This window comes from Nocardioides astragali (genome assembly GCF_024436375.1).
Taxonomy (GTDB): Bacteria; Actinomycetota; Actinomycetes; order Propionibacteriales; family Nocardioidaceae; genus Nocardioides; species Nocardioides astragali.
In genome coordinates this window covers 586,405-612,625 of sequence record NZ_JAFMZM010000003.1, presented here as the reverse complement: position 1 = coordinate 612,625, position 26,221 = coordinate 586,405, and the positions used below count along the sequence as shown (strand labels likewise).

Sequence of the window (26,221 nt, the reverse complement as noted above, 5' to 3'; positions counted from 1 at the left end):
AGCGGAGCGAGCCCATCAACACAGCTCGACGATCGTCGCGATGCCCATGCCGCCGCCGACGCACAGCGTGGCGAGGCCGCGCTTGAGGTCACGGCGGGCGAGCTCGTCGACGAGGGTGCCGAGGATCATCGCGCCGGTGGCACCGAGGGGGTGGCCCATCGCGATCGCGCCGCCGTTGACGTTGGTGATCTCGTGACTGATGCCGAGGTCGCGCATGAAGCGCATCGCGACGGCGGCGAAGGCCTCGTTGATCTCGAACAGGTCGATGTCCTCGACCTCGAGGCCGGCCCGTGCGAGCGCCTTGCGGGCGGCCGGGGCCGGACCGGTGAGCATGATCGTCGGGTCGGCGCCGGAGACGGCGGTCGAGATGATCCGGGCGCGGGGCGTCAGGCCGAGCGACGTACCGACCTCCTCGGTGCCGATCGCCATCACGGCGGCGCCGTCGACGATGCCCGAGGAGTTGCCGGCGTGGTGGACGTGGTCGATGGCAGGGATCCAGTGGTACTTCTCGAGCGCCACGTCGTCGAAGCCTGCATCGCGACCCATCTGGGCGAACGACGGCTTCAGGCCGGCGAGGCCCTCGACGGAGGTGTCGGGCCGCACGGTCTCGTCACGGTCGAGCACGGTCACGCCGCTGATGTCCTTGACCGGGATGACCGCGCCGTCGAAGTAGCCGTTGGCCCACGCCTTGGCAGCGCGGTGGTGGGACTCCGCGGCGTACGCGTCGACGTCCTCGCGGCTCCAGCCCTCGATCGTGGCGATCAGGTCGGCGCCGATGCCCTGCGGCACGAAACCGGTCTGGAGCGCGGTGGCCGGGTCCATCGCCCAAGCGCCGCCGTCGCTGCCCATCGGCACGCGGCTCATCGACTCGACGCCACCGGCGACGATGAGGTCCTCGAAGCCCGAGCGCACGCGCTGCGCGGCTTGGTTGACGGCCTCGAGCCCGGAGGCGCAGAAGCGGTTGAGCTGCACGCCGGCGACGGTCTCGGGGTAGCCGGCCTTGAGAGCCGCGGTCTTGGCGATGTCGCCGCCCTGGTCGCCGATCGGGGTCACGACGCCGAGCACGACGTCGTCGACGCGCGCCGGGTCGAGCGTGGGGTTGCGGGTCTTGAGCTCGTCGAGGAGTCCGACGACCAGGTCGACCGGCTTCACCTCGTGGAGCGAACCGACGGCCTTGCCGCGGCCGCGAGGTGTGCGGATGTGGTCGTAGACGAATGCTTCTGCCATACCGGCGATTGTGACACCATTACTGTCACAGTCAAAGAGGTGTGTCGGGCGTCACGCGCCGACCCGCGCACCCTCGACGACCAGGGGGACGACAAGGGGGACGACGAGAGGATGGGCAGGTGGAGACCCGGGTGGATGCCGACGAGCTGCTGACGCTGGACGAGCTGACCGAGCGCACCGGGGTGAGCGCGCGCAACGTGCGCTTCTACGCCTCGCGCGGCCTCGTGCCCTCGCCCATCCGCCGCGGGCGCTCGGGCTACTACGGCCCCGACCACGTCGCCCGGCTGGAGCTGGTGCGCGAGCTCCAGGGCCACGGCTTCACCCTGTCGGCGATCGAGAAGTACGTCGAGCGCATCCCCGACACGGCCACGCCCTCCGACATCGCGCTGCACCTCTCGCTGCTGGCCCCGGTGATGGGTGACCGCGACGTCGACGTGCCCGGCAGCCTGTCCGGACTGGGCATCTCGCCGGAGGCGGCCCAGGCGGTCGCCCGCGTGTACGCCGAGCACGGCAAGCAGGTCGCCGACGAGCTCTCCGAGGTCGTCCGGACCATGATCTGGCCGCAGTTCCGCGAGCGCGGCGGCACGGCGGAGGAGCTGCGCGAGCTGGTGCACCGCCTCAAGCCGGCGACCATCGCGGGCCTCGTCACGGCCTACGAGCAAGCCATCGACGAGAGCCAGGCGGCCTACGACGGCAAGCGACCGGCTGAGAGATGACCGGCGCCGCGGTCTACCTCATCCTCGGCCTGTCCCTGCTCCTCGCGACCGTCCTCCCCTACCTCACCCAGCGCATCGCACTCTCACCACCGATGGTGCTCGTCGCCGTCGGCATGGGCGTCGGGCTGCTGCCGCTCGCCGACGGCACGAGCCTCGAGCCGCAGGACCACCGGGTGCTCATCACGCACGTCACGGAGTTCACGGTGCTCGTCTCCCTCATGGGCGTGGGCCTCGCGATCGACCGCGCGCTCGACCTCCGGTCGTGGCGCTCGTGGCGCACCTGGTCGTCGGTGTGGCGGCTGCTCCTGGTCACGATGCCGCTCACCATCCTGGGGATGGCCGTCCTCGGGTGGTGGGTTGCCGGCCTGGCGCCAGCGGTCGCCCTGCTGCTGGGCGCTGTCCTCGCCCCCACCGATCCCGTGCTGGCCTCCGACGTCCAGGTGGGCGAGCCGCTGACCGAGGACGTCGAGGAGGCAGAGGAGGAGGACGAGGACACACCCGCCGAGGACGACGACATCCGCTTCTCCCTCACCGCCGAGGCCGGGCTCAACGACGGCCTCGCGTTCCCCTTCGTGCACCTGGCGCTCCTCCTGCTGGCCGGCGGCTTCACCGTCGTGGACGCCGGCTCGTGGGTCGGGTGGTACGTCCTGGGCAAGGTCGCGCTCGGCGTCGCGGTCGGCCTGGCCATCGGGTGGCTGCTGGGCCGCCAGGCCTTCCACGCGCGCAGCGGCACGCTCCGCCTGGCCGACACCGGGGAGCCGTTGCTCGCGCTCGCCGCGCTGCTGGCGTCGTACGGCGCCGCGGAGCTGGTCGGCGGCTACGGCTTCCTCGCGGTGTTCGCCTGCGCGATGGCCCTGCGCGCCTCCGAGCGCGGGCACTCCTACCAGCGGGCGATGCACGGTGCGGTCGAGCGGCTCGAGCGGCTGATGACGCTGCTCGTCCTGCTGGTCCTCGGCATGGCGATGACGCGAGGGCTGCTCGAGCACCTCGACTGGCGTGGGGTGGTGGTCGCCCTGGCGCTCGTGCTCGTCGTGCGGCCGCTGACCGGGTACGCCGCCCTAGCGGTGCTCGGCCGCGACGACCATGAGGAGGGTGGGCTCGACCGCGGCGAGATGGCGGCGGTCGCGTTCTTCGGGGTCCGCGGAGTCGGCTCGCTCTACTACCTCGCCTACGCGACCAGCCACGAGCACGTGCCGGACGAGCCGTGGCTCTGGTCGACCGTGGCCTTCGCCGTCATCGTCTCGGTCCTGCTCCACGGTGTCACCGCGACCCCCGCGATGCAGCGCCTCGACGCCCGCCGGAGCCGGACCTCCACGAAGGGATGAGGCCCGGGCCACGCGCGTGCTGACAGCATGGCCGCCATGGCCACTGTCCTCGTCACCGGCGCGACCGGCTTCGTCGGCCGCCGCCTCGTCCCCGCCCTGCTCGACGCCGGGCACGACGTCCGCGCGATGACCCGGCACCCGGAGACGTACGACGGTCCGGGCGAGGCGGTCGGCGCCGACGTGATGGACGCCGAGTCCCTGCGCCCCGCCTTCGACGGGGTGGACGTTGCCGTCTACCTCGTCCACTCGCTCGACGACCCGGACTTCGAGCGCAAGGACGCCGACGCCGCGCGCCACTTCAGCGCGGCCGCGGCGGAGGCGGGGGTGCGCCAGATCGTCTACCTCGGCGGGCTCGGAGACGACCGCCGGGCGCTGTCCGCCCACCTGCGGTCGCGGCGCCAGGTCGAGAAGCTGCTGTCGAAGGACGGCGTGCCGGTCACCGTGCTGCGCGCGGCCATCGTCGTAGGCCACGGCGGCATCTCGTGGGAGATCACGCGGCAGCTGGTCAAGAACCTGCCCGCGATGGTGGTGCCCAGGTGGGTCTCCACCCGCACCCAGCCCATCGCCGTCGACGACGTCGTGCGCTACCTCGCGGGCGTCGTCGACCACCCCGACGCGACGGGCCGGGTCTTCGAGGTCGGCGGGTCCGAGCAGCTGACCTACAAGGAGATGCTCGAGATCGCCAACGACGTGGCGGGCAGTCGCCCGCTCCCCATCGTCGGTGTGCCGCTGCTCACGCCGCGGCTGTCGTCGTACTGGCTGGCGCTGGTCACCGACGTCGACGCCACCACCGGACGCAACCTCATCGACTCGATGTCCACCGAGGTCGTCGTCACCGACACGTCGATCCGCGACGTCGTGCCCGGCGAGCCGCTGTCCTACCGCGAGTCCGTACGCCGCGCGCTGGCCGAGCGCGACCGGGCGTCCGGTTCAGGCTGAGGCGAAGAGCAGCGGCAGCACGAACAGCATCGACAGCGACCAGGTGATGTGGGTCAGGATCGGCGCGAGCACGCCGCCACTGGCCCGTCGCTCCAGCCCGCAGACCACCCCGAGCAGGATGGCGGCGAAGGCGAGCATCACGTTGCCGGTGGCCAGGGTGGCCACGACGTAGGCCAAGGTCGTCCACGCGACCGGGTGGCGCGGGATCGCCGCATACATCGCGCCCCGGAAGAAGAGCTCCTCGGCGATGCCGTTGAAGAAGGTGATCACGGCCAGAGCCGTGAGCGAGCCCTCGTCGGCGTACTCGAGGACCGAGCTGACGTAGGCGGCCAGCGGGTCGATCTCGCGCACCACCAGGGCGCCGACCACGAAGAGCGCGACGAGCAGCAGGCCGACCAGGATCGGCGCCAGGATCGGCCGGATGAAGACCTCGCCGCTGCCGGCGATCCGGCCCAGGTGCAGGCGGCCCGAGACGAAGGCGCCGACCGCCCAGACCCCGGCGAGCACCACCGCGGCGACGTAGAAGAGTCCGCCACCCGGCTCGAGCCGCAGCGACCAGCCCAGCACGCCGGCGCCGACCAGCACCACGACCGCGGCGACCACCTGACGACGGCGCAGGGCGTCGAGCGTGTCGCGTTGGTCGCGAGGAACCACGTCCCACAACGACCGCTGGATCCAGGTGCGCATGGCGCTCACCCTAGGAGTCGGCCAGGAGCTCCCGGACCCGCGGGATCACTTCCTCGCCGTAGAGGCGGATCGACTCCAGCCGCTGCTCGTGCGGCAGCGCGCCGACGGAGTACTTCAGCTGGAAGCGCGAGAGGCCGAGGGTGCGCGTCGCCCAGGCGATCTTCTGCGCCACCGTCTCCGGGGATCCCACGAAGAGGGCGCCCTGCGGGCTGGCCGCCTGCTCGAAGGCGATGCGGCTGTAGGGACCCCAGCCGCGTTCGCGACCGATGCGGGTCACCAGCTCGGCCTGATGGGGGTAGAGCTGCTCGCGGGCCTCGTCGTCCGTCGCCGCGACGTGGCCCGGCGAGTGCATGCCGATCGGCAGCTCCGCGAAGTCGAACCTGCCGAGGGCCTCGCGGTAGAGGTCGGTGAGCGGCACGAACGCCGACGGCGAGCCCCCGATCACGGCGAGCATCAGGGGCATGCCGTAGCGGGCGGCGCGTACGACGGACTCGGGCGTGCCGCCGACGCCGACCCACGCCGGGAGCGAGCCTGCAGCCGTGGTCGGGTAGACCTGCTGGTCCACCAGCGGCGTACGGATGGTGCCCTCCCAGGTCACCGGCCGCTCGTGCTGGAGGGCGGCGAAGAGGTCGAGCTTCTCGGCGAAGAGCCGGTCGTAGTCGGCGAGGTCGAGGCCGAAGAGGCTGAAGGACTCGATGAAGGATCCGCGTCCCAGCTGCACCTCGGCACGGCCGCCGGACACGGCGTCGAGGGTGGCGAAGCGCTCGTAGACGCGGATGGGGTCGTCGGACGACAGCACGGTGACGCCGGTGCCGAGACGGATGCGCTCGGTCTGGCCGGCGATCGCGGCGAGCACGACGTCGGGTGCGGAGATGGCGTAGTCGGGACGGTGGTGCTCGCCCAGGCCGATGTAGTCGACGCCGACGCGGTCGGCGAGGACGGCCTCGGCCACGACCTCGCGGATCCCCTGGGCGTGGTTGGCCGGGACGCCGCCTAGCGGGACGTCGCCGAACGTGTCCAGTCCGAGCGAGGGGTGCTCGCGGGTGCCGAGCACGGTGTGGTCGAAGCTCTCGTGCGGCTCAGCCATGGGTGTCGCTCCTCCTCCAGTGGTTGAAGGATGAACGATCTCCGGAACGTCTTCATTCCGTGCGATCCCCGGTCAGCCAGGGATCACTGAACTTGTCAGGCTTTGCACGGGCCGACAACTTCAGCGATCCCCGGTCAGCCGGGGATCGCTGAAGTGGGAGCAAAAGGGTCAGCGACCGCGGCTGAAGGTCGAGGCGCTGTGCGCGCGACCGCCCTGCGACGTGCCGGCCGACTGGCCACCGCTGCGACGGCGGTTGCCACCGCCCTGGCCGCCCTGGCCGCCCTGCCCCCCCTGACCGCCGCCGCCGGAGCGACGACGCTGGCCGCCACCGGTGGAGCCGGGGCTCTCGCTGGTGTAGCTGGTCGGGTTGCCGCGACGCGACTGGCCGTTGGTCTGGCCGGAGCTGCGAGCGCGCTTGCGCTGGGCGTTGGCGCCGTTCGAGCGGCCGCCACCACCAGTGGAGGCGGGTACGTCGACGACGAGGCCGCCGGGCACGAGGCTCCGCTCCCCCGGCGCGAGCTGCGCCAGCATCGGGTGGCCGGGGCCGTTGACCTTGGTCGTGGTCGCCTTGATGCCGGCCAGACGGGTCAGGTCGCGCACGTCGCGCTGCTGCTCGTCGGTCATCAGGGTGATCACGGTGCCCTCGGCGCCGGCACGCGCCGTACGACCCGAGCGGTGCAGGTAGGCCTTGTGCTCGACCGGCGGGTCGGCGTGGACCACGAGCGCCACGTCGTCGACGTGGATGCCGCGGGCGGCGATGTCGGTGGCGACGAGCGTGGACGCCTCGCCGGCGTGGAAGGCCGCCATGTTGCGGGTGCGGGCGTTCTGCGACAGGTTGCCGTGGAGCTCCACCGTCGGCACGCCGGACTTGTTGAGCTGGCGGGTCAGCGCCTTGGCGCCGTGCTTGGTGCGGGTGAAGACGACCGTGCGGCCGGGAGCGCTGGTCAGGTCGACCAGCACCGGCACCCGCTGCTCACGCGTCAGGTGCAGCACGTGGTGGTGCATCGTGGCGACCGGCGACTGCGCCGAGTCGGCCTCGTGGGTGGCGGGGTTGGTGAGGAACCGCTTGACCAGGACGTCGATCGCCTTGTCCAGCGTCGCGGAGAACAGCATCCGCTGACCGTTGCGCGGGGTCTTGTCCATGATCCTGCGCACGCCGGGCAGGAAGCCGAGGTCGGCCATGTGGTCGGCCTCGTCGAGCACGGTGACCTCGACGGCGGAGAGGTCGGCATAGCCCTGGCCCATGAGGTCCTCGAGCCGGCCGGGGCAGGCGATGACGATGTCGACGCCCTTCTTCAGCGCGGTGGTCTGGGGACCCTGGCCGACGCCGCCGTAGATGACGACGGTCGAGAGGCCGGCAGCCTTGGCCAGCGGGACGAGCGAGGCGTGGATCTGGCCGACGAGCTCGCGGGTCGGGGCCATGATCAGCGCGCGCGGCTTGCGCGGCATCGCCGGCAGCTTGCTCGCGTCGAGGCGGGCGACCAGCGGGAGGAGGAAGGCGTACGTCTTGCCCGAGCCGGTGCGACCGCGGCCCAGGACGTCGCGGCCGGCGAAGCTGTCGGGCAGCGTCGCGGCCTGGATGGGAGTAGGAGTCGTGATTCCCTGCTGCGCCAGGATCTGGGCAAGCGAGGACGGAACGCCGAGTTCGGCGAAGTTCATGTGAATTGCTTTCGGTTGGCGTCTCGCCACCGTGAGCCGCTCGGCGTCAGTGTCAACGGTTGCGGCGTACGTGCCTCAGAGTGAGGAGAGGTGCCGCGCAAAGCGGCGACCTGCGTCCGGGGCAAGACCGGCCGGACGTCTGTGGACGCAACACTAGCGGTGCTGGTGGTGTTCCGCTGAATCCGTGGTGTCGCGATCCGGACCCGGGGACCTCAGTTGACCTCGCTACGCCGTTCGAGCAGCACGGTGTCGCGCCAGACACCGTCGAGCTGCGCGATGCGCGTGCGCACCGCCAGGGTCCGGTATCCCGCCGAGTGGTGCAGCGCGAGGCTGGCGCGGTTCTCGGGAAAGATCGCGGTCTGGAGCGTCCACAGGCCAGCGTTGTCCGCCTCGGTGACCTGGGCGAAGAGCAGCGACTTGCCCACGCCACGTCCGCGGGCCGCCTCGGTGACGTAGACCGAGCTCTCGCCGACGCCGGCGTAGCACTCGCGGGTCGACACCGGACTGATGGCGGTCCACCCGACGACCTCACCGTCCAGCTCGGCGACCCAGGCCAGGTCGGGCAGCCAGCGCTTGCGGAGCTGGTCGACGGTGGGCACCCGGGTCTCGAACGTGGCGTTGCGGGTCGCGAGGCCCTCGGCGTAGATGGCGAGCACCGCGTCCATGTCCTCGGTGGTGACCGGGCGGGTCGCCACATCGGCGGGCAGGTCCTCCGGGCAGCACGGGGGCGAGGCCAGCGTGCCCATCACGACGTCGGCGGCGTGCGGCAGTCCGGTGCAGCAGGCGGCGTTGACCGACACCATGCTCGAGGTCCCGACCTTGTCGACCGCCACGAAACCCACCTTGCGGAGCAGCTCGACGTGGTGCGAGCACGTGGACTGGCTGACGCCCAGGGCGGCGGCCAGGTCCCCGACGCGCATGGCCGACGTGGGCGAGATGGACAGGGTGTGCAGGAGGCGTACGCGGGTGGGGTCGGCGAGGACGGCGAACCACTCGGCGTAGTTCTCCGCGTCCGTCTTTCCGAGGGCGGTCGACGCGCGGCCCCCGTCGGGCGCGAACAGCGGGAGCTCCGCCCGTCCCTGCGCGGTGACGGGGGTCGAAACGATCGGGGGCGTGCTCATGGCGAAAGAATACCTTGCTTTCATCGACACCGGTCGATACAGTCCATTCATCGACGACCGTCGATGGATAGATCGAGCTTGAGGAGCCAGTCATGCAGCACCCCGTGGTCATCATCGGAGCCGGACCCATCGGGCTGGCCGCCGCCGCCAACGCCGCCGAGCGCGGGATGGACTTCGTCGTCCTCGAGGCCGGCGCGAACGCAGGTGCTGCGGTGAGCGAGTGGGCGCACGTGCGCCTGTTCTCGTCCTGGTCAGAGCTCGTCGACCCCGCCGCCCGCCGTCTCCTGGACGCGGCCGGCACCTGGACGGCTCCCGACGACGGCGCCTACCCCACCGGCGGGCAGTGGCGCGAGGCGTACCTGCAGCCGTTGGCGGACGCACTCGGCGGGACTCCGGGCGGGTCGGTCCGCTACGACGCCCGCGTGGTCGGCGTGGGCCGGGCCGGCCGGGACCTGATGGTCGACTCCGGCCGCGAGGGCGACCCGTTCGCGGTGCACGTCGAAGGCCCGGCTGGCCGTGAGCGGCTGCTGGCCAGCGCGGTGGTCGACGCCTCCGGCACCTGGACCCGACCCAACCCGCTGGGAGCCGACGGCTACCCAGCCCTGGGTGAGACGGAGAACGCCGACCGCTTCACGTACGGCATCCCTGACCTCAACGACCCGGCGGTCGCTGCCCGGTACGCCGGCAAGCACGTCGCCGTCGCAGGCAAGGGCGCCTCGGCCCAGGGAGTCCTCGTCGGGCTCGCCCGGCTGGCGAAGGCCGACCCCGGCACCCGGGTCTCGTGGCTGCTGCGGCGCCCGTCCGTCGGAGACGCGTTCGGCGGCGGCGACAACGACCAGCTCGAGCAGCGCGGCAAGCTGGGCCAGGACGCCAAGGCAGCCGCCACCAGCGGGATGGTGACCAACGTGACCCAGTTCCGCACCGAGTCCGTCACCAGGCAGGCCGACGGCCGGCTCGCCATCACCTCGGTCAACGGCCAGCTGGTGGGGGACGTCGACGAGGTCATCGTCGTCACCGGCTTCCGTCCCGACTTCGGGTTCCTGTCCGAGGTCCGCCTCGACCTCGACCCCGCCCTCGGCGCGGCACGCGTCCTCGCCGACCAGATCCACCCGGACCACCACAGCTGCGGTGACGTGGCTCCGCACGGCTACAAGGAGCTCACCCAGCCGGAGCACGGTCTCTACCTGGTCGGGATGAAGTCCTACGGCCGGGCGCCGTCGTTCCTGGCCCTGACGGGCTATGAGCAGGTGCGTTCTGTGATGGCCGCGCTCGACGGCGACCTCGAGGCCGCCGGCCGGGTCGAGCTGGTGCTCCCCGAGACCGGGGTGTGCAACGGGGCCGGTGCGTTCGACGACCCGGATGCCGTCGCCTCGGTCGAGGGCGGCTGCTGCGGCCCTGCGGCCGCGGAGCCCGAGCTCATCAGCCTGGGCCGACCCGGCCAGTGACACCCGAGGGCGGGCGCGAAGGGACGCCGGCCGCCGTACAGGCCGGCGCCCTCGACGCCGCCGGGCTGCGCGCCGTGGTCGCAGTGCTCAGCACCGTCCAGATCGTCTCCTGGGGCGTCCTCTACTACGCGTTCGCGGCCCTGCAGTCGTCGATCAGCCTCGACACCGGCTGGTCGAGCGTGGCGGTCACAGGCGCGTTCTCGCTGGCCCAGTTCGTCTCCGGCGGTGTCGGCATCTGGGTCGGCAGGCACCTCGACGCCTACGGTCCCAGGCAGGTGATGACCGTGGCGTCCCTGGTCGCCGTCCCGGGCGTCGCCGCCGTGGCGATGGCGCCGAACCTGGGCGTCTTCTACGTCGGCTGGGTGCTCACGGGGGCTGCCATGGCCGGCAGCCTCTACCCGCCGGCGTTCGCCGCACTCACGCGCTGGGGCGGCGTCCACCGCGTCCGTGCGCTGACGACGCTGACGCTCGTCGCCGGGCTGGCCAGCACGGTGTTCGCACCCCTGGCCGCGGTGCTCGACGACGCCCTTGGATGGCGGCAGGCCTACCTCGTGCTGCTGGTGGGACTCGTCGTCGTGACGGTCCCGTTGCACTGGTGGGGTCTCAACCATCCTTGGCGCACCGACGATCCCCTCGCCCACACGCACGCCCGTGGCGCGTCGGACCCTCCGGCCGCCGTCCCCGCGATCGCCCGCAGCACACCTTTCGTGCTGCTGACGCTGGCCAACGCCCTGACCGCGTTGGCGGTCTTCGCCGTCGTGATCAACCTGGTCCCGATGCTCGTGGAACAGGGCCTGAGCCGGAACCTCGCCGCCCTGGCACTGGGGCTCGGCGGGGTCGGCCAGGTCGCAGGCCGGTTGGGATATGCCCGGTTCGCGGTCGCCACCTCCGTGACATCTCGGGGTGTGATCGTGCTCAGCGGGATCGCGGTCGCCACCGCCGCGCTTGCCCTCGCCCCGGGATCCCCCGGCCTGCTCATCGTGCTCGGCATGCTGCTGGGGCTGGCGCGCGGCATCTACACCCTCGTGCAGGCCACCGCGATCACGGACCGGTGGGGTCCCGCCTCGTACGGCACGCTCAGCGGGATCCTCACCGCACCCGCGTTGGTGGCCTCGGCCGCGGCACCGTTCGCGGGGGCGATGCTGGCCGACCTGCTCGGCTCGTACGCCGACGCGTTCCTCGTGCTCGCGGGTCTCGCCGCGGTCGCGGCAGCCCTGATGTCGGGTGCCACGCCTGCGGTGTCAGCGCTCGTCGAGCACCGAGGGAGGCAGCTCGATGTCCGGGACGAGCTCGCCTAGCAGGTCCCGGACCCGCCCGTCGAGGTCGGCGATGATCTCGCGGACCCTCGCCTCGTCCTGACCGCCCGGGTCTGCGACAGGCCAGTCGACGTATGTCACGCCGGGGACATAGGGACACTCCTCGCCGCACCCGAGCGTGATGGCCATGGTGCTGGCCGCCACCGTGTCACGGGTCAGCAGCTTGGGCTGCTCGCCCGTGGTGTCGAGGCCGAGCTTCTCCAGCACGGCCGCGACCTCGGGATGGATGTGGTCACCGGGTTGGGTCCCGGCCGAGAGGGCGATGACACGACCGCCGGCGTAGTGCTCGGTGAGGACACGGCTGATCACGGAGCGGCCGCCGTTGCGGACACAGGCGAACACCACCTGCGGGGGCGTCGTGCTGGGGGTGGTCATCGGGTCGCTCCTGTGCTGGTGGACGTGTCGGGGACGGTCGTGCGGTCGCGGAAGTGCCGGCGTGCCCAGAGGCTGACGTAGACGAGTGCGACGAGGGCCGGCACCTCGATGAGTGGTCCGACCACGCCGGCGAGGGCTTGGCCGGAGGTGACCCCGAAGACGCCGATGGCCACGGCGATGGCGAGCTCGAAGTTGTTGCCGGCCGCGGTGAAGGAGACAGCCGTGGCGCGCTGGTAGTCGAAGCCGAGGGCCCTGGTCAGCAGCATCGAGCCGCCCCACATCAGGACGAAGTACGCCAGCAGCGGCACCGCGATGCGGGCGACGTCGAGGGGTTGGTTGGTGATGGTGTCGCCCTGCAGGGCGAAGAGCAGGACGATGGTGAACAGCAGTCCGTAGAGGGCGGCAGGTCCGATCCTGGGCAGGAGCTGCGCCTCGTACCAGTCGCGGCCCTTGGCTCGCTCGCCGAGAGTGCGCGTGAGGAAACCGGCCAGGAGCGGGATGCCGAGGAAGACGAGCACGGACTTGGCGATGCCCCACACCGAGACGTCGAGGGCCGACTGCTCGAGGCCGAGCCAGCCCGGCAGCACCTGCAGGTAGAAGTAGCCGAGGAAGGCGAACGCCAGGATCTGGAAGACCGCGTTGATGGCGACCAGGATCGCGGCTGCCTCGCGATCGCCGCACGCGAGGTCGTTCCAGATGAGCACCATCGCGATGCAGCGCGCGAGGCCGACGATGATGAGCCCGGTGCGGTACTCCGGCAGGTCCGGGAGCAGCAGCCACGCCAGCGCGAACATGAGGGCCGGCCCGAGCACCCAGTTGAGCACGATGGACGTCACGAGCATCCGCGCGTCGCTGGTGACGTGGCCGAGCTCGTCGTAGCGGACCTTCGCGAGCACCGGATACATCATGATGAGCAGCCCGATTGCTATCGGCAGGGACACCGAGCCGACCTCCACGGCGGCGAGCGCGTCGTCGAGGCCGTCGACGAGGCGTCCCAGCAGGAGGCCGGCCACCATGGCCACGCCGATCCACACCGGGAGGAACCGGTCGAGGGTCGAGAGGCGCTGCAGGACCGGGTCGGTGGACTCGCCGGAGACGGTGTCGCGGACGGTGTCGCTCACGCGGTGGCCCCTTCCAGGGTGCTGGAGGCTGCGACGGTGAAGAGGCTGCCGAGCGCGGCCATCGCCTCGGGACGGGCGATGTAGTAGACCCAGGTGCCCCGCTTCTCCCGATGGAGCAGGCCGGCGTCGTGCAGCACCTTGAGGTGGTGGCTGATGGTCGGCTGGGAGAGGTCGAAGTAGGGCAGCAGGTCGCAGACGCACGCCTCGCCGCCTTCGTGGGAGAGGACGAGCGACAGCAGCCGGAGCCGGGCGGGGTCGGCGACGGCCTTCAGCATCGACACGACGCCGGTGGCCTGTTCGGCGCTGATGGGTTCACGGGCCAGAGGGACGCAACACTCCAGTCGGTCCTCGACCAGGGGCAGCACAGCGGATCCCACGGACTTCGACATGGGTCAATGTTGACAGACGTCGATGTCTGCCGCGAATCTGGGCGTCAGGCGCTCAGGCGGCGCACCAGCGTCGGCCGGATGATCAGGCGCATCGGGTGGCTGCCTTCCACCCCGTCGACTCCATCGACCCGCTCGAGCAGCAGTCGGGTGGCCCGCTCCGCCATCTCCTCCACCGGCTGCCGCACGGTGGTCAGGGGTGGCGTCGTCCGCTCCGCGACCCCGAGGTCGTCGTAGCCCACCACGGCGATGTCGTCGGGCACCCGCCGACCGAGCTCGCCCAGCACGCGCAGCGCTCCGACCGCCATCAGGTCCGAGGCGACCACCAGGCCGTCGAGGTCGGGGTGCCGCTCCATCAGCATCCGGGTCGCGGACACGCCGCTCTCCTCGGTGAAGTCGCCGTGCTCCACGGCGTCGGCCTCCAGACCGGCCGCGGCCATCGCCTGGTGCCAGCCGGCCAGGCGGTCGGCGGCGGCGGTCATGTCCCCGGGCCCGGCGATGGTGCCGATGCGGGTGCAGCCGCGGGCGACGAGCACCTCCGTCGCCTCGCGCTCCCCGGCGGTGTTGTCGACGTCGACGTAGGCCACCCGGTCGCCGCCGGTCCACGGCCGGCCGCCGAAGACGCACGGTAGCCCGAGGTCGGCGAGGTGCTCGGCCAACCGGTCGTCGCGGTGGTGCGACACCACGAGAGCGCCGTCGACGTGGCGGTTGGTGAGGTAGCGCAGCGTCCGCGCCGTGGAGGCGCCGGGCCGGGCCAGCAGGAGCACCAGCTGGATGTCGCGCTCCCCCAGCACCCGCGTGACCCCGCGCAGGGTGCCGGCGAAGAACGGGTCGGAGAAGACCCGGTCGTCGGGCTCGGGCACGACGACCGCGATCGAGTCCGTACGCCGCGTGACCAGGCTGCGCGCCGCCGGGTTGGGGACGTAGCCCAGGCTGCGTACGGCGCTGTCGACCGCCGCCTGCGCCCGGGCGCTCACCCGCTGGCCGCCGTTGATCGCCCGCGACGCCGTGGCTCGGGAGACGCCGGCGATCCGGGCCACCTCGTCGAGGGTCGGCGAACCCGGGCTCGACGGGGGTCGCGGCGGATTCACACGCCCACGCTAGTCGGCCGTCGGGTGGGGGCCAGTCAGGATCCCGGTGCGGGACAGGTCGGCGTACCAGCGGGCGCTGGACTTGGGGATCCGCTGCTGGGTGGCGTAGTCGACGTAGACCAGCCCGAAGCGCTTGGCGTAGCCGAAGGCCCACTCGAAGTTGTCGCAGAACGACCACTGGAAGAAGCCCCGGACGTCGACGCCCTCCTCGATCGCCAGGTGCACCGCGTGGAGGTAGGAGTCCAGGAAGGCGATCCGGTCGGGGTCGTGCACCTCGCCCTGCTCGTCGGGTGAGTCCGCGAAGGCGGCGCCGGTCTCGGTGAGGTAGATCGGCAGGCGCGGGTAGTCGTCGTGGAGGCGACGCAGGAGGCGGTGGAGCCCGTCGGGCTGGATCTCCCAGCCCATGTCCGTGACGGGCAGGCCGCGGCTGGGGAAGGTGACGTGCTCGGAGCCCACGAAGGGCGACAGCGCGACCCGGTCGGGGTGGTCGGCGCCGATCCCGACCACGTCCGTGCGCGGATGACCGGACACCTCGTTGCCGTGGTAGTAGTTCACGCCGAGCACGTCGATGGGCGCCGAGATCGTCGCCAGGTCGCCGTCGCGCACCACGTCGTACCAGGAGGTGCCCTGCCAGGTCAGGTCGGCGGTGTCCTCGAGCAGGTCGGCGGGGTAGGCGCCCCGGAAGATCGGGTCGAGGAAGAGCCGGTTGTGCAGCGCGTCGATGCGGCGCGCGGCGTCGACGTCGACCGGGTCGTCTGGGTTGCTCGGGTCGGGAACCGTCAGGTTGAGGCTGAGCCCCAGCCGGTCGGCCCCGCGACTGCGCAGCTCCTCGGTCACCATCCCGTGACCCAGCAGCAGGTGGTGGGCCGCGACCAGTCCGGCCGGGCCTTCCTGCCGACCAGGCGCGTGGTGCCCGGCCGCATAGCCGAGGAGCGAGGAGCAGAAGGGCTCGTTGAGGGTCGTCCAGGTCGGCACCCGGTCGCCCAGCACGTCGTGCACGGCGATCGCGTAGTCGACGAAGCGGCTGGCGGTGTCGCGGTTGGTCCAGCCGCCCGCGTCCTCGAGCGCCTGCGGCAGGTCCCAGTGGTAGAGCGTCAGCCAGGGCGCGATGTCGTGGCCGAGCAGCTCGTCGACCAGCCGGTCGTAGAACGCCAGCCCGGCCGCGTTGACCGCCCCGCCGTCCGGGCGCACCCGCGGCCACGCCACCGAGAAGCGGTAGGACGCGACCTCGAGCTCACGCATCAGCGCGATGTCCTGCGGCATGCGGCGGTAGTGCTCGCAGGCCACGTCGCCGGTGTCGGCGTTGAGCACCGCGCCAGGGGTGTGGGAGAACGTGTCCCAGATCGACGGGGTGCGTCCGTCCTCGGCCACTGCGCCCTCGATCTGGTAGGACGCGGCGGCGACGCCCCAGACGAACCCCTCGGGGAACCGCGTGCGGACCTCCCGGGACTCGTCGACGGCGGTGGCGGGGGTGCTCGAGATGGTCATCCCTTGACGGCTCCTTGCATGATGCCGGCGACCATCTGTCGGCCGGTGAGGATGAAGAGGACCAGCAGCGGGATGGTCGCGACGGTGGTGCCGGCGAGCACGAGGCTGTAGTCCACGTAGTAGCCGCTCTGCAGCTGCTGGAGGGCGATCTGGACGGTGGGGTTGCTGGCGGGCAGCACGATCAGCGGCCAGAAGAAGTCGGTCCACGAGGCCATGAAGGTGAAGAGCCACAGGATCCCCGCGGCCGGTCGCGCCGCCGGGACAGCGACGTTCCAGAAGGTCCGGAACATGGAGCACCCGTCGACCCGCGCCGCGTCGATCAGCTCGTCCGGAACGGCGTCGAGGAGGTACTGGCGCATGAAGAAGACGCCGAACGCGGTGACCATGCCGGGGACGATCAGCGCCCACAGCGACCCGACCCAGCCGAGCTTGGCCATCACGATGAACAGCGGGATGACGCCGAGCTGCGTCGGCACGGCCAAGGTGGCCACGAGGAAGACGAGCAGCGGGGTGCGCCCCTTGAAGGCGAGCTTGGCGAAGGCGAAGCCGGCCAGGGTGGAGAAGAAGACCACCGACGTGGCGATCGTGCCGGACACGATGAGGCTGTTGCCCAGCGCCTTCCAGAACGGTACGGCCTCGAACGCGCGCTGCGCGTTGTCCCAGAAGTGGCCTCCGGGGATCAGCGGCGGCACCCGCTTGGTCAGCACGTCGCGGCTGTGCGAGCCGACGAGGAAGGACCAGTAGAGGGGCGCGCACGAGCCGAGCACGAAGGCAGTCAGCAGGCCGTAGACGAGGAATCCGGGACGTCTGTTCATCGCTGACCTCGCAGAGTGCCCGCACGCCGGCTGACCAGCAGGTTGACCAGGGCGAAGATGATGATGATCAGGAACAGCAGCCACGCCACGGCCGAGGCCATGCCGAGGTCGCGGACCCGCCAGCCGAGCTCCCAGAGGTACATCGTCAGCGTCTGGTACTGCCGGTCCGAGCCGCCGAGGCCCTGGGTGTCGAAGAGCCGTGGCTCGGCGAAGATCTGGAGGCCACCGATGGTCGAGGTGATGACCACGAACAGGACCGTCGGCCGGATCATCGGCACCGTCATCGAGACGAACTGGCGGATCCTCCCGGCCCCGTCGAGTGCCGCGGACTCGTAGACGTCGCGCGGCACCGCCTGCATCGCCGCCAGGAAGATCAGCGCGTTGTAGCCCGTCCAGCGCCAGTTGACCATCGAGGCGATCGCCAGGTGGCTGGCCAGGGTGTCGACATGCCAGCGGATCGGGTCGAGCCCGATCGCCTGCACCACCTCGTTGGCCAGTCCGTAGCGGTCACCGAAGACGTTGCCGAAGATCAGCGCAACGGCGGCGGGGGCCACCACGAAGGGCAGCAGGACGCTCATCCGCCACAGTCCGCGTGCCCGGAGCTGGGTGTCGAGCAGCCCGGCCAGACCGAGGGCGATGAGCACCTGCGGGATCGACGAGAGCAGGAAGATGCTGATCGTGTTGCGCAGTGCGTTCCAGAAGTAGCGGTCCTCCAGGACGCGCCGGTAGTTGTCGGCGCCCGCGAAGTCGCCTCGGCCCGCGAGCAGGCCCCAGTCGTGCACCGACACCCATGCCGTGTAGGCGAGCGGGAACATGCCCACCACCACGAACAGCAGGAAGAACGGCGAGACGAAGACGTACGGCGAGACCAAGGTGTCGAGCCGCGACAGCCGCTGCCGCCACGCGGCCCGGCGTACGCCCTCGATGTCTGGCCGCCCCCCAGTCGGGGACACCGGGCTACCGGCATCCCCGACTGGCTTCACGGCAGTGGAACCCGCCTTCATCGTCGGAGGGTCAGCCCAGCCGCTCGACGTCAGCAAGGAAGGAGTCCCAGGCCTCGTCGGCCGACTCCTTGCCCTCGTCGACACGCTGGATCGCCTGCTGGAACGCCGTGTTGATGTCGGCGAACTTCGGCCCCTTGTGGGCGATGAAGGGCACTGCCTCGGCGCGCTCGGCCAGGATCTCGCCGGTGGGCGCGCCGTTGAAGAACTCACTCGTGGTGCCGGTCAGCGCCGGGTCGTCCAGAGCGTCGACCTGGCTCGGGAAGGTGCCCTTGGCCTGGAACGCCTTGATCTGCTGCTCGGGCGCGGTCAGCCACTTGGCCAGCTCCTTGGCCTCCTCGACGTTGTCGCCCTGCGCGGGCACCGTGAGGTAGGACCCACCCCAGTTGCCGCCACCGCCGGGGAAGACGTTGGCGATGTCCCAGCCCTTGACGCCTTCGGCGTTGCCCTCGATGACACCGAGCATCCAGCCGGGGCAGGCCATCGTGGCGAACCCGTCGTCCTGGAAGGAGGCGGTCCAGTCCTCGCTCCACTGCACGAGGTTGGTCGAGAGGCCCTCCTCGGCCATCGCCGTGACGGTGTCGAAGACCTCCTTGACCTCGGGGTTGTCCGCGGCGATGACGTTGTTGTCCTCGTCCTCGAAGGAGTACTCGACCTGGTTGATCATCGCCTGCGCCGTGGCGCCGGAGGCGTCGTACCAGGCGACGTCGGGGACCTTCTCCACGAAGTCGCGACCGGTCTCGAAGTAGTCGTCCCAGGTCCCGAAGAGCTGGGCGACCTCCTCGCGGTCGGTCGGCAGCCCCGCCTTCTTGAACAGGTCGGAGCGGTAGCAGATGCCCTCGGGACCGATGTCGGTGCCGTAGCCGATCAGCGCGCCGTCCGGCGAGGTCGCCGCCTCGGTCTTCCAGTCCAGCCAGCGGCTCTCGACCTCAGGGTCGGACAGGTCGACGAACGCGTCGGACTGCTCCATGAGCGCGGCCCACCAGTCGACCTCGATCGCCTCGATGTCGGAGAGACCCGACCCGGCCGCGAGCTTGGTGTAGAGGTTGTCCTGGTGCTCGTTGGCGGTGCCGGCCTTCTTCTGCTCGACCACCACCTCGTCCTGCATCGCGTTGTACTCCTCGATGAGCTCCTCGTAGCCGAACTCGTTGAAGGTCGCGACCGTGAGCTTGATCTTGCCGTCCGCGGTCGTGCCCCCTTCGTCACCGTCGTCGCCGCCGCAGGCGGCCGCCGTCGTCGCGAGGGTGAGCGCCAACAACGCGCTCGTGGCGAGCCGCACTCGCCGGGTGTTCGGTGTCTGCACCACTGCACTCCTGCCGTCCTGCGAAGTGCCGGACTGGTTGTCCGGCCGGGAGGTGGACGGTGAGCGAAGGTGTGAGAGCGCTTCCATTCCCGTCCGCGACAGACCATCGCAGGCGTCACATTCCGTGTCAATGGCGCGCTCGGAAGTTGTCGTGAAATTGTGGGAGCGCTTCCACAACGCGCACGTCAGGTGCGGGCGTACAGCTCCACGAAGCGACCGAGCAGCCGCACCGGTTCGGTGACCATGGCCTCGCGCGCGGCGGCCTTCAGCGACTCGCGCTCGTGGGGCAGGTAGTAGCCGTGCGAGCCGTAGGCGTCGATCCGGTCGCAGATCGCGACCGCGTCCAGCTCGGGGTGGAACTGCGTTGCGTAGACGTTCTGGCCGAGCCGGAAGGCATGGACCGGGCAGGTGACGGTGGAGGCGAGCAGGACGGCACCCTCGGGGAGCCGCGCGACCGCCTCCTTGTGGCCGAGGTAGGCGGCGAACTCCTCGGGCATCACGCCGAAGAGCGGGTCCTGCCTGCCCTCCTCGCTCAGCCTCACCGGCAGGGCGCCGATGGGCTCGCCGAAGGTGCGGTCGACCGTGCCGCCGCGCAGGCCGCCGAGGACGCCGATGCCGTAGCAGGCACCCAGGAACGGGAAGTCCGCCTCGAGCACCTGCTCGGCCAGCGCGCGGAGGTCGGCCTCGGCGCTGCGCTGGGCCGCCGACTTCACGTCGTCGGGGTCGGAGACGTTGAAGGGGCCACCGCCCAGGATGACCCCGGACCACTCGTCGAGGTCGACCTCGCCGAGCGGCCCCTGCTCGAGGCGGACGCGCACGAGCTCGTCGGGTCGCAGGCCGCAGCCGGCCAGCACGGCGTCGTACTCCTGCTGGGCGACGTCGTCCTCCGCGCGGGTGCCGAGGAAGAGGAAGGGTCGCATCACTCAGGCCTGGGTCGCGGCGCCGCTGGCCAGCAGCGCGTCGATGTCGCCGATCCCCCATGCGGCGAGCGCCTCGCGGGTGTGCTCACCCGGCAGGGCGGGCGGGCTGCTGATGGTGGCCTCGGTGCGCGAGAAGCGGGGCGCCGGCGCGGGCTGCGTGACGCCGCCGCGCTCGACGTATGTCCCCCGGGCGGCGAGGTGGGGGTGGCGCGGCGCCTCGGCCAGGGGTACGACGGGCGCGACGCAGGCGTCCGTGCGGTCGAAGACCTCGCTCCACTCGGCCTGCGTCTTCTCACGGAACCGGCGAACGAGGGCCCCGCGGATCGTGGCGTGGTTGGCCGGGTCGTCACGGTCAGGGAGGTCGACCCCGATGCGGGCGACCAGCTCGGCCCAGAACTGCGGCTCGAGCGCGCCGACGCTCACGTGCTGCCCGTCCGCGGTCTCGTAGACGTCGTACCAGGGAGTGCCGCCGTCGAGCAGGCCCGACCGGCGCTCCCCCGAGGCGACGCCGAGCGCGGCGAAGGTCCACCCGATGGCGTTGAGGTGGGCCGTGCCGTCGACGATCGCGGCGTCGACGACCTGACCCTTGCCGCTGGTCCTCGCCTCGAGCAGCGCGGCGAGGATCCCGATGACGAGGTAGGTCGAGCCGCCACCGAAGTCGCCGAGCAGGTTGCCCGGGAAGTGCGGCCGGTCGCGGTCCTGGCCGAGGCCGTGGAGTGCGCCGGTGGTGGCGATGTAGTTCATGTCGTGCCCGGCCACCTGGCTCCACGGGCCGTCCTGGCCCCAGCCGGTCATCCGGCCGTAGACCAGCGCGGGGTTGCGAGCGTGGCAGTCGTCCGGCCCGAGGCCGAGGCGCTCGAGGGTGCCGGGCCTCATCCCCTCGACCAGCACGTCGGCGTGCTCGACCAGGCCGAGGACGGTGGCGGCGGCGTCGGGGTGCTTGAGGTCGAGCGCGACGCTGGGCCGGCCGCGGTTGAGCACGTCCTTGTCGCCCATGCCGAACATGCCGCCGCCGGGGCGGTCGATCCGGATGACGTCGGCGCCGAGGTCAGCCAGCAGCATGCAGGCGTGCGGTCCGGGACCGATGCCGGCGATCTCGACCACCTTCACGCCCCGCAGCGGCCCGGTGCCCTGCCCCAGCTCGTACGTCATGGGGTGGATCATGACACCGGCCCTGTCGCGATGGGATCTCTGGAACGCTGGTGGCATGGGTGACCAGCACAACTGTCGCGAGGAGCGCCTCGCCGCTTCGCGTGAGGCTCACGCTCGAAGTCCACTCGTGGATTCCGCGAGCAGACTTCGAGTCAGTGGTCGCCGATCGGGCAGGTCGGCGAGCACGGCGTCGGCTCGCCCTCCCAGCCGCCGAGCACCAGCAGCCGGGCGATGAGCGCGGCGGTGCGGCACGGCCGGTCGTACACCTGACCCCATCCCAGCCGGACGCTGCGCCGCCCGGTCGTCGCCGTCTCCAGGTCGCGCTCCAGGTCGCGGTCGCGCTCCGTGAGCGCGCTGTGGTCGAGGTAGCCGTCGAGCTCCACCTGCAGGTCGTACGCCGAATAGGGGGCGTCCCGGTAGATCCGCCCTCCCGCCACCCGGTCCGCCTGCTGACGGTCCGCGGCCGGCAGGCCGTGCGCGCGCTCGACGCGGTCGAGGTAGCCGTGCTCGAGGACCGAGGCCGTACCGGCTGCCACGTCCGCCAGGATCCGCGCGATCCACGTCCTGCGCGGGAAACGATGGCGCGCCGTGAGCGCGCTCGCGAGCCGGTCGGCCGTCGTACGCCGGCTGCGCACCGCCGCGGCCAGCGCCTCGATGACGTCCCACTCCCGAGCGAGTCCGGCGACCACGTCGAGCACCGCCTCCTCCTGGCGCAACCGCGGCGGCGAGGCGTTCCAGCGGGTGCGGGCCGCCATCCCGGCCATGCGGCGTACGCGCACGTCAGGCTTGTCCTGGACGGTGCGCGCCACGTCGACGGCCACCTCGATCGGGTCGCCCTCGTCGAAGCCGCGCACCCCCGGGCCGTTGTCGGCTCGCAGCGCAGACGTGCCGGCGAGTGCCGCCGGCCAGCACGAGAGCACGGCCACCCATGCCCGCTGCTGCCAGGTGCGCGGACCGTTGTGGGTGATGTAGACGCCCGGGAGCGCGACGAAGACCTGGTGGCGTCGGAGCATCCGCTCGATGTCGTGCGGCTCGCAGCCGACGTCGACCAGCTGAGCACGGGACGCGACGCCGTCCTGAGACCGGAGCAGGGCGGTCACCGCGTCGTCGGACGGCTGCGGGGTGGGTACGGCGGTCACCCGCTCCACGATGTCGGCCCCGTGGTTCCCGTGCCAGTGGGTGCCGCCGATCTGTGGAGGGACCCGGCCCAGGCCGGCTTCAGGGTCCGCTTCGACCCTTTCCCGACCGAGCCCGGCCTGAGCGGAACCAGGTGCCGGCGGCGAGCCCGGTGTACTTGTCCAGCCTGGCCCAGGTCGCGCACTCCGCGAGTGCCGGGCACGGCCTGCAGAGCTCGCCGATGATGGCGAGCGTGAGCGCTTGCTCGTAGCGGTCGGCCTGCGCGTAGTCGTGCTCCAGAGCGTCCCAGTTCTTCCGGTGCGCGCCACACGGAACGGTGTCGGAGATGCTCGCCGCGGCGGCGCCGGCGTCCCGCTCGACAGTGGAGCGCTCAGACACGCGCGGAGATCTCCTGGAACGAGACGGAGGGAAGGCCGACTGCTGCACCGACCGGGGCGTTGGTGAGCTCCCCGGCATGGGTGTTGAGACCCAGGGCGAGGCTGGGGTCCTCACGCAGCGCCTGCTCCCAGCCCTTGTCGGCCAACGCGACCGCGTAGGGAAGAGTGGCGTTGGTCAACGCGTACGTCGAGGTGTTGGGCACCGCGCCGGGCATGTTGGCCACGCAGTAGAACACCGAGTCGTGCACCTCATACGTCGGGTCGTCGTGGGTGGTGGCGTGGGAGTCCTCGAAACAACCACCCTGGTCGATCGCGATGTCGACCAGCACCGACCCCGGCTTCATCCGCGACACCAGCTCGTTGCTGACGAGCTTCGGCGCGGCCGCGCCCGGGATGAGGACCGCACCGATCACCATGTCGGCCTCCATCACCTGCTGCTCGATCGCCAGCTTCGACCACGCCAACCCGTGCACCCGGTTGTTGTAGCGCCAAAACGACATCCGCAGCTTGTCCAGGTCGGTGTCCAACAACGTCACGTCCGCCCCCATGCCCAGCGCGATGTTCGCGGCGTTCTGACCCGACACCCCGGCCCCGATGATCACCACCTTCGCGTTCGCCACCCCACCGACGCCACCCATCAGCACACCCCGACCACCATTGGCCTTCATCAACGCATACGCCCCCACCTGCGGTGCCAGACAACCGGCGACCTCCGACATCGGATACAGCAACGGCAACCCACCCGAGGGCAGCTGCACCGTCTCGTAGGCGATCGCCGTCACCTTGCGCGCCAACAGCTCCTCGGTCAACGCCTTGTCGGCAGCCAGGTGCAGGTAGGTGAACAGCGTCTGCCCCTCCCGCATCCGCCCGTACTCCTCCGCGACCGGCTCCTTGACCTTCAACACCATCTCGGCCGCGCCCCACACGTCGTCGGCCGACTCCAGCATCGTGGCACCCGCGGCGACGTACTCCTCGTCCCCGATCTGCGACCCCACACCCGCAGACCTCTCCACCAGCACCTCGTGACCGTGCTGCACCAGCTCATGCACCCCGATCGGCGTCAACGCCACCCGGTACTCGCGGTTCTTGACTTCCTTGGGTACGCCGACCTTCATGATTCTCCTTGGAGCGCTTGTGTGTGGGGCGTCACAAGAGTGAAGATGTGGGAAGGACTGCGCAAGATGGTCGAGCAAAGATGCTGAGAATGCCCCATTGGCCGAACAAAAGTCAGATTAGTGCCCCGAGAGAGGCCCACCAGTGAACGTTGTTCGGCCCGCGACCGACCGCCCGCCCGTGGCGCAGCTCGACGACATCGACCTCGCCATCCTGAAGCTCCTCGCGATGGACGGGCGCATGGCCAACAGCGCGGTGGCCGAGGAGGTGGGCATCGCCCCCTCCACCTGCCTCAACCGGATCCGACAGCTGCGCGAGCAAGGGGTGATCAGGGGCTTCCAGGCCGACATCGATCCCGCCGCCCTGGGGCGTCAGCTGCAGGCGGTCGTGGCCGTCCGGCTCCAACCGGGTGCGAGGTCGAAGATCGCGAGGTTCGCCACCTATCTGGCCGGATTGCCCGGCGTCCTCAACGTCTACGTCCTCGCAGGGGCCAACGACTTCGCGGTGCACGTCGCGGTGCGCGACAGCGAGGCGCTGCGCGAGTTCGTCTTCGACAACCTGAGCGCAGTGCTCGACGTCGCCGGCACGGAGACCAGCCTGGTCTTCCAGCACCTCACCCCGTTGCACCGGCCCGATCCGCAGCCGCCCGCCTGAGGTCTCAGGGCGCGGCGGCCAGCGCCCGCGCCAGGTCGTCGCAGAGGTCCTCGGGGTCCTCCAGGCCGATCGAGAGCCGGAGCACGTCGACGTCCGGCTTCGCGTCCTCGGCCACGGGCCGGTGGGTCAGCCCGGCCGGGTGCTGGATGAGCGAGTCCACCCCGCCCAGGGAGACCGCGTGAGTGAAGACGCGGACCGACTCGGTGGCGCGCGCGGCGGCGGCGTACCCACCCTCGACCGAGAACGCGACCATCGCCCCGGGCCCGCGCAGCTGACGCCCGACGAGACCCAGGGGGTCGCACTCGGGGAGCCCGGGGTAGCGCACGTCGCGGACCCCGGGCTGCGACGCGAGCCAGGCGGCGACCTTGCCGGCGCCGTCCTGCGCGTGACGGACCCGCAGCGGCAGCGTGGCGAGGCCGCGGTGGAGGAGGTAGGCGCCCATCGGGTGCAGCAGCGCACCGGTGACGGCGCGGACCCGGCGCAATGCCTCGGCCCACTGCTCGGAGCAGGCCACGACGCCGCCCATGGCGTCGCCGTGGCCGCCGAGGTACTTCGTCGCGGAGTGCAGCACGAGCGCGGCGCCGTGGTCGGCGGGGTTCTGCAGGACCGGGGTGGCGAAGGTGTTGTCCACCAGGACGGGTACGTCGCCTGCGGCCGCTGCGACGGCAGCGATGTCGACGAGCTCGAGCGTCGGGTTGGCCGGGGTCTCCAGCACCACCAGGCACGTGTCGGCCCGCACCGCGTCGGCGACCTCCGCCGGGGAGCAGTAGGTCGTCTCGACCCCGAGCATCCCGGAGGCGAGCAGGTGGTCGGTGCCGCCGTACAGCGGCCGGACGGCGACGACGTGCCGCCCCCCGCCCTCCGCGGTGGCGGCCAGCACAGCGGCCGTGACCGCCGCCATCCCGGTGGAGAACGCCACGGCCGCGGCGGTGTGCTCGAGCGTCGCCATCGCCTCCTCGAAGCGGGCGACCGTCGGGTTCCAGAGCCGCTGGTAGACCAGGCCGCCCTCGGTCGGGTGGCCACCGGTCGCCATCGACTCGTACGACGCCCCGCCGACATCGATCGTGGGCAGCGGGTTGGTGGTCGACAGGTCGAGCGGCAGGGCGTGGACGCCCAGCCCGGAGAGGTCGGCGCGACCCGCGTGGACGGCGAGGGTGTCGAGACTGGTCATGCGCTCACCGTGGTGGAATCCTCGTCCCACCACAACTGTCACCGAAGAACTGCCGGGCGATGAGCGACCACGCCGAAGAACACGGAGTCCGCACCATGACGAAGTCACCGCCAACGAGCGATCCTGCAGCCCTCGACGCGCTCGACCGCCGGCTCCTCACCGAGCTGGCCGTCGACGGGCGGATCACCAACTCCGCCCTGGCGCGGCGCCTCGGGGTCGCCGAGTCGACCTGCCTCCAGCGGGTCCGGGCGCTGCGCGAGCGCGGCGTGATCCGCGGGGTGCACGCCGACATCGACCTCGCCGCCGTCGGCTATCCCATCCAGGCCGTGGTCAAGGTGCGCCTCGGCAGCCACAACCGCGACCACGTGGCGAGCTTCCACGAGGTCATCGCCCAGGTGCCGGGCGCGCTGCGGATCCTCCACGTCGGCGGCGAGGACGACTACCTCATCCACGTGGCCGTCGCCTCGACCCAGGAGCTCCGCGACCTCGTCCTCGAGCACGTCAACGTCCATCCGGTCGTGCGGCACACCGAGACGCAGATCGTCTTCGAGGAGATCCCGGGCGTCGGCGTCCTGTGATCCTGGCCACCTTGCAA

At 71.3% G+C, this 26,221-nt stretch carries 26 protein-coding genes; 7 read left to right on the top strand and 19 right to left on the bottom strand.

From position 1 onward, the window contains the following. Nucleotides 1–15: 15 nt before the first annotated feature. Nucleotides 16–1,227, bottom strand: a complete 1,212-nt coding sequence (locus J3P44_RS12155) for an acetyl-CoA C-acetyltransferase (protein ID WP_255890625.1) — start codon at nucleotides 1,225–1,227, stop codon at nucleotides 16–18. Between the two features lie 119 nt (nucleotides 1,228–1,346). On the opposite strand from J3P44_RS12155, the gene J3P44_RS12150 reads away from it, so the two are divergent. Genes J3P44_RS12150 through J3P44_RS12140 form a run of 3 tightly spaced genes read left to right on the top strand, consistent with a single transcriptional unit; the run spans nucleotide 1,347 to nucleotide 4,207 of the window. Next, on the top strand, nucleotides 1,347–1,943 hold the full coding sequence (locus J3P44_RS12150) for a helix-turn-helix domain-containing protein (RefSeq protein ID WP_255890624.1): 597 nt from the start codon (nucleotides 1,347–1,349) through the stop codon (nucleotides 1,941–1,943). Then, nucleotides 1,940–3,268 carry a cation:proton antiporter gene (locus J3P44_RS12145; protein WP_255890623.1) on the top strand — a complete coding sequence of 443 codons (1,329 nt, stop codon included), beginning with the start codon at nucleotides 1,940–1,942 and terminating at the stop codon, nucleotides 3,266–3,268. Before J3P44_RS12150 ends, J3P44_RS12145 begins: the two co-directional genes overlap by 4 nt. A gap of 36 nt (nucleotides 3,269–3,304) precedes the next feature. Next, nucleotides 3,305–4,207, top strand: coding sequence for an NAD(P)H-binding protein (locus tag J3P44_RS12140; protein WP_255890622.1), 903 nt, complete (start codon nucleotides 3,305–3,307; stop codon nucleotides 4,205–4,207). Here the strand turns inward: J3P44_RS12140 and J3P44_RS12135 are convergent. From J3P44_RS12135 to J3P44_RS12120, 4 genes are all read right to left on the bottom strand, one after another. After that, nucleotides 4,199–4,894, bottom strand: coding sequence for a CPBP family intramembrane glutamic endopeptidase (locus J3P44_RS12135; protein ID WP_255890621.1), 696 nt, complete (start codon nucleotides 4,892–4,894; stop codon nucleotides 4,199–4,201). The two genes, J3P44_RS12140 and J3P44_RS12135, sit on opposite strands and share 9 nt — an antisense overlap. A 10-nt stretch (nucleotides 4,895–4,904) precedes the next feature. Continuing rightward, nucleotides 4,905–5,981, bottom strand: a complete 1,077-nt coding sequence (locus J3P44_RS12130) for an LLM class flavin-dependent oxidoreductase (RefSeq protein WP_255890620.1) — start codon at nucleotides 5,979–5,981, stop codon at nucleotides 4,905–4,907. Between the two features lie 168 nt (nucleotides 5,982–6,149). Beyond that, a complete protein-coding gene (locus J3P44_RS12125) occupies nucleotides 6,150–7,640 on the bottom strand; it encodes a DEAD/DEAH box helicase (RefSeq protein ID WP_255890618.1) in 1,491 nt (496 codons plus the stop codon). 212 nt (nucleotides 7,641–7,852) lie between these two features. Further along, the gene (locus J3P44_RS12120) at nucleotides 7,853–8,761 is read right to left on the bottom strand and encodes a helix-turn-helix domain-containing GNAT family N-acetyltransferase (protein WP_255890617.1); all 909 of its coding nucleotides are present in this window, start codon (nucleotides 8,759–8,761) and stop codon (nucleotides 7,853–7,855) included. Between the two features lie 92 nt (nucleotides 8,762–8,853). On the opposite strand from J3P44_RS12120, the gene J3P44_RS12115 reads away from it, so the two are divergent. Together J3P44_RS12115 and J3P44_RS12110 are read left to right on the top strand one after the other, a co-directional pair. After that, nucleotides 8,854–10,206, top strand: coding sequence for an NAD(P)-binding domain-containing protein (locus tag J3P44_RS12115; RefSeq protein ID WP_255890616.1), 1,353 nt, complete (start codon nucleotides 8,854–8,856; stop codon nucleotides 10,204–10,206). Further along, entirely contained in the window at nucleotides 10,203–11,504 is a 1,302-nt protein-coding gene (locus J3P44_RS12110) for an MFS transporter (protein WP_255890615.1), read from the top strand. Before J3P44_RS12115 ends, J3P44_RS12110 begins: the two co-directional genes overlap by 4 nt. Here J3P44_RS12110 and J3P44_RS12105 read toward each other — a convergent pair. The 13 genes from J3P44_RS12105 to ald all read right to left on the bottom strand — a co-directional run bounded on the left by J3P44_RS12105 (nucleotide 11,448) and on the right by ald (nucleotide 23,803). Next, nucleotides 11,448–11,897 carry an arsenate-mycothiol transferase ArsC gene (locus tag J3P44_RS12105; protein ID WP_255890614.1) on the bottom strand — a complete coding sequence of 150 codons (450 nt, stop codon included), beginning with the start codon at nucleotides 11,895–11,897 and terminating at the stop codon, nucleotides 11,448–11,450. The two genes, J3P44_RS12110 and J3P44_RS12105, sit on opposite strands and share 57 nt — an antisense overlap. After that, a complete protein-coding gene (gene arsB / locus J3P44_RS12100) occupies nucleotides 11,894–13,018 on the bottom strand; it encodes an ACR3 family arsenite efflux transporter (protein ID WP_255890613.1) in 1,125 nt (374 codons plus the stop codon). Before arsB ends, J3P44_RS12105 begins: the two co-directional genes overlap by 4 nt. Further along, nucleotides 13,015–13,407, bottom strand: a complete 393-nt coding sequence (locus J3P44_RS12095; protein WP_255890612.1) for an ArsR/SmtB family transcription factor — start codon at nucleotides 13,405–13,407, stop codon at nucleotides 13,015–13,017. Before J3P44_RS12095 ends, arsB begins: the two co-directional genes overlap by 4 nt. Nucleotides 13,408–13,451: 44 nt before the next feature. Beyond that, nucleotides 13,452–14,495, bottom strand: coding sequence for a LacI family DNA-binding transcriptional regulator (locus tag J3P44_RS12090; protein WP_255890611.1), 1,044 nt, complete (start codon nucleotides 14,493–14,495; stop codon nucleotides 13,452–13,454). A gap of 9 nt (nucleotides 14,496–14,504) precedes the next feature. Then, the gene (locus tag J3P44_RS12085) at nucleotides 14,505–15,983 is read right to left on the bottom strand and encodes a GH1 family beta-glucosidase (RefSeq protein ID WP_255890610.1); all 1,479 of its coding nucleotides are present in this window, start codon (nucleotides 15,981–15,983) and stop codon (nucleotides 14,505–14,507) included. After that, nucleotides 15,980–16,798, bottom strand: coding sequence for a carbohydrate ABC transporter permease (locus J3P44_RS12080; RefSeq protein ID WP_255890609.1), 819 nt, complete (start codon nucleotides 16,796–16,798; stop codon nucleotides 15,980–15,982). The genes J3P44_RS12085 and J3P44_RS12080 overlap by 4 nt, the downstream gene beginning before the upstream one ends. Next, nucleotides 16,795–17,751, bottom strand: coding sequence for a carbohydrate ABC transporter permease (locus J3P44_RS12075; RefSeq protein ID WP_255890608.1), 957 nt, complete (start codon nucleotides 17,749–17,751; stop codon nucleotides 16,795–16,797). The genes J3P44_RS12080 and J3P44_RS12075 overlap by 4 nt, the downstream gene beginning before the upstream one ends. A 61-nt stretch (nucleotides 17,752–17,812) precedes the next feature. Beyond that, the gene (locus J3P44_RS12070) at nucleotides 17,813–19,102 is read right to left on the bottom strand and encodes an ABC transporter substrate-binding protein (protein ID WP_255890607.1); all 1,290 of its coding nucleotides are present in this window, start codon (nucleotides 19,100–19,102) and stop codon (nucleotides 17,813–17,815) included. A 185-nt stretch (nucleotides 19,103–19,287) separates the two neighbouring features. After that, complete coding sequence (locus J3P44_RS12065) at nucleotides 19,288–20,022, bottom strand: glutamine amidotransferase (RefSeq protein WP_255890606.1); 735 nt, start codon at nucleotides 20,020–20,022, stop codon at nucleotides 19,288–19,290. A gap of 3 nt (nucleotides 20,023–20,025) precedes the next feature. Continuing rightward, entirely contained in the window at nucleotides 20,026–21,174 is a 1,149-nt protein-coding gene (locus tag J3P44_RS12060; RefSeq protein WP_255890605.1) for a CaiB/BaiF CoA transferase family protein, read from the bottom strand. Between the two features lie 152 nt (nucleotides 21,175–21,326). Beyond that, nucleotides 21,327–22,313: a hypothetical protein gene (locus tag J3P44_RS12055; protein ID WP_255890604.1), complete on the bottom strand. Its 987-nt coding sequence runs from the start codon at nucleotides 22,311–22,313 to the stop codon at nucleotides 21,327–21,329. 79 nt (nucleotides 22,314–22,392) lie between these two features. After that, entirely contained in the window at nucleotides 22,393–22,689 is a 297-nt protein-coding gene (locus J3P44_RS12050; RefSeq protein ID WP_255890603.1) for a hypothetical protein, read from the bottom strand. Continuing rightward, nucleotides 22,682–23,803 (bottom strand): alanine dehydrogenase, encoded by a 1,122-nt coding sequence (gene ald / locus J3P44_RS12045; RefSeq protein ID WP_255890602.1) that lies wholly within the window; start codon nucleotides 23,801–23,803, stop codon nucleotides 22,682–22,684. Before ald ends, J3P44_RS12050 begins: the two co-directional genes overlap by 8 nt. Nucleotides 23,804–23,945: 142 nt before the next feature. On the opposite strand from ald, the gene J3P44_RS12040 reads away from it, so the two are divergent. Next, nucleotides 23,946–24,455: an Lrp/AsnC family transcriptional regulator gene (locus J3P44_RS12040; protein ID WP_255890601.1), complete on the top strand. Its 510-nt coding sequence runs from the start codon at nucleotides 23,946–23,948 to the stop codon at nucleotides 24,453–24,455. A 4-nt stretch (nucleotides 24,456–24,459) separates the two neighbouring features. Here J3P44_RS12040 and J3P44_RS12035 read toward each other — a convergent pair whose 3' ends face one another. After that, a complete protein-coding gene (locus J3P44_RS12035) occupies nucleotides 24,460–25,626 on the bottom strand; it encodes a trans-sulfuration enzyme family protein (protein ID WP_255890600.1) in 1,167 nt (388 codons plus the stop codon). 95 nt (nucleotides 25,627–25,721) lie between these two features. On the opposite strand from J3P44_RS12035, the gene J3P44_RS12030 reads away from it, so the two are divergent. After that, nucleotides 25,722–26,204 (top strand): Lrp/AsnC family transcriptional regulator, encoded by a 483-nt coding sequence (locus tag J3P44_RS12030; RefSeq protein ID WP_255890599.1) that lies wholly within the window; start codon nucleotides 25,722–25,724, stop codon nucleotides 26,202–26,204. Nucleotides 26,205–26,221 lie beyond the last annotated feature (17 nt).

Excerpts from the sequence above, each read along its gene's own strand:
- J3P44_RS12155 (WP_255890625.1), bottom strand. The coding sequence starts at position 1,227 with ATGGCAGAAGCATTCGTCTACGACCACATCCGCACACCTCGCGGCCGC.
- J3P44_RS12030 (WP_255890599.1), top strand. The coding sequence starts at position 25,722 with ATGACGAAGTCACCGCCAACGAGCGATCCTGCAGCCCTCGACGCGCTC.
- J3P44_RS12145 (WP_255890623.1), top strand. The coding sequence starts at position 1,940 with ATGACCGGCGCCGCGGTCTACCTCATCCTCGGCCTGTCCCTGCTCCTC.
- J3P44_RS12140 (WP_255890622.1), top strand. The coding sequence starts at position 3,305 with ATGGCCACTGTCCTCGTCACCGGCGCGACCGGCTTCGTCGGCCGCCGC.
- J3P44_RS12135 (WP_255890621.1), bottom strand. The coding sequence starts at position 4,894 with ATGCGCACCTGGATCCAGCGGTCGTTGTGGGACGTGGTTCCTCGCGAC.
- J3P44_RS12125 (WP_255890618.1), bottom strand. The coding sequence starts at position 7,640 with ATGAACTTCGCCGAACTCGGCGTTCCGTCCTCGCTTGCCCAGATCCTG.
- J3P44_RS12080 (WP_255890609.1), bottom strand. The coding sequence starts at position 16,798 with ATGAACAGACGTCCCGGATTCCTCGTCTACGGCCTGCTGACTGCCTTC.
- J3P44_RS12115 (WP_255890616.1), top strand. The coding sequence starts at position 8,854 with ATGCAGCACCCCGTGGTCATCATCGGAGCCGGACCCATCGGGCTGGCC.
- J3P44_RS12060 (WP_255890605.1), bottom strand. The coding sequence starts at position 21,174 with ATGACGTACGAGCTGGGGCAGGGCACCGGGCCGCTGCGGGGCGTGAAG.
- J3P44_RS12130 (WP_255890620.1), bottom strand. The coding sequence starts at position 5,981 with ATGGCTGAGCCGCACGAGAGCTTCGACCACACCGTGCTCGGCACCCGC.
- J3P44_RS12105 (WP_255890614.1), bottom strand. The coding sequence starts at position 11,897 with ATGACCACCCCCAGCACGACGCCCCCGCAGGTGGTGTTCGCCTGTGTC.
- J3P44_RS12065 (WP_255890606.1), bottom strand. The coding sequence starts at position 20,022 with ATGCGACCCTTCCTCTTCCTCGGCACCCGCGCGGAGGACGACGTCGCC.
- J3P44_RS12035 (WP_255890600.1), bottom strand. The coding sequence starts at position 25,626 with ATGACCAGTCTCGACACCCTCGCCGTCCACGCGGGTCGCGCCGACCTC.
- J3P44_RS12095 (WP_255890612.1), bottom strand. The coding sequence starts at position 13,407 with ATGTCGAAGTCCGTGGGATCCGCTGTGCTGCCCCTGGTCGAGGACCGA.
- J3P44_RS12120 (WP_255890617.1), bottom strand. The coding sequence starts at position 8,761 with ATGAGCACGCCCCCGATCGTTTCGACCCCCGTCACCGCGCAGGGACGG.
- J3P44_RS12085 (WP_255890610.1), bottom strand. The coding sequence starts at position 15,983 with ATGACCATCTCGAGCACCCCCGCCACCGCCGTCGACGAGTCCCGGGAG.
- ald (WP_255890602.1), bottom strand. The coding sequence starts at position 23,803 with ATGAAGGTCGGCGTACCCAAGGAAGTCAAGAACCGCGAGTACCGGGTG.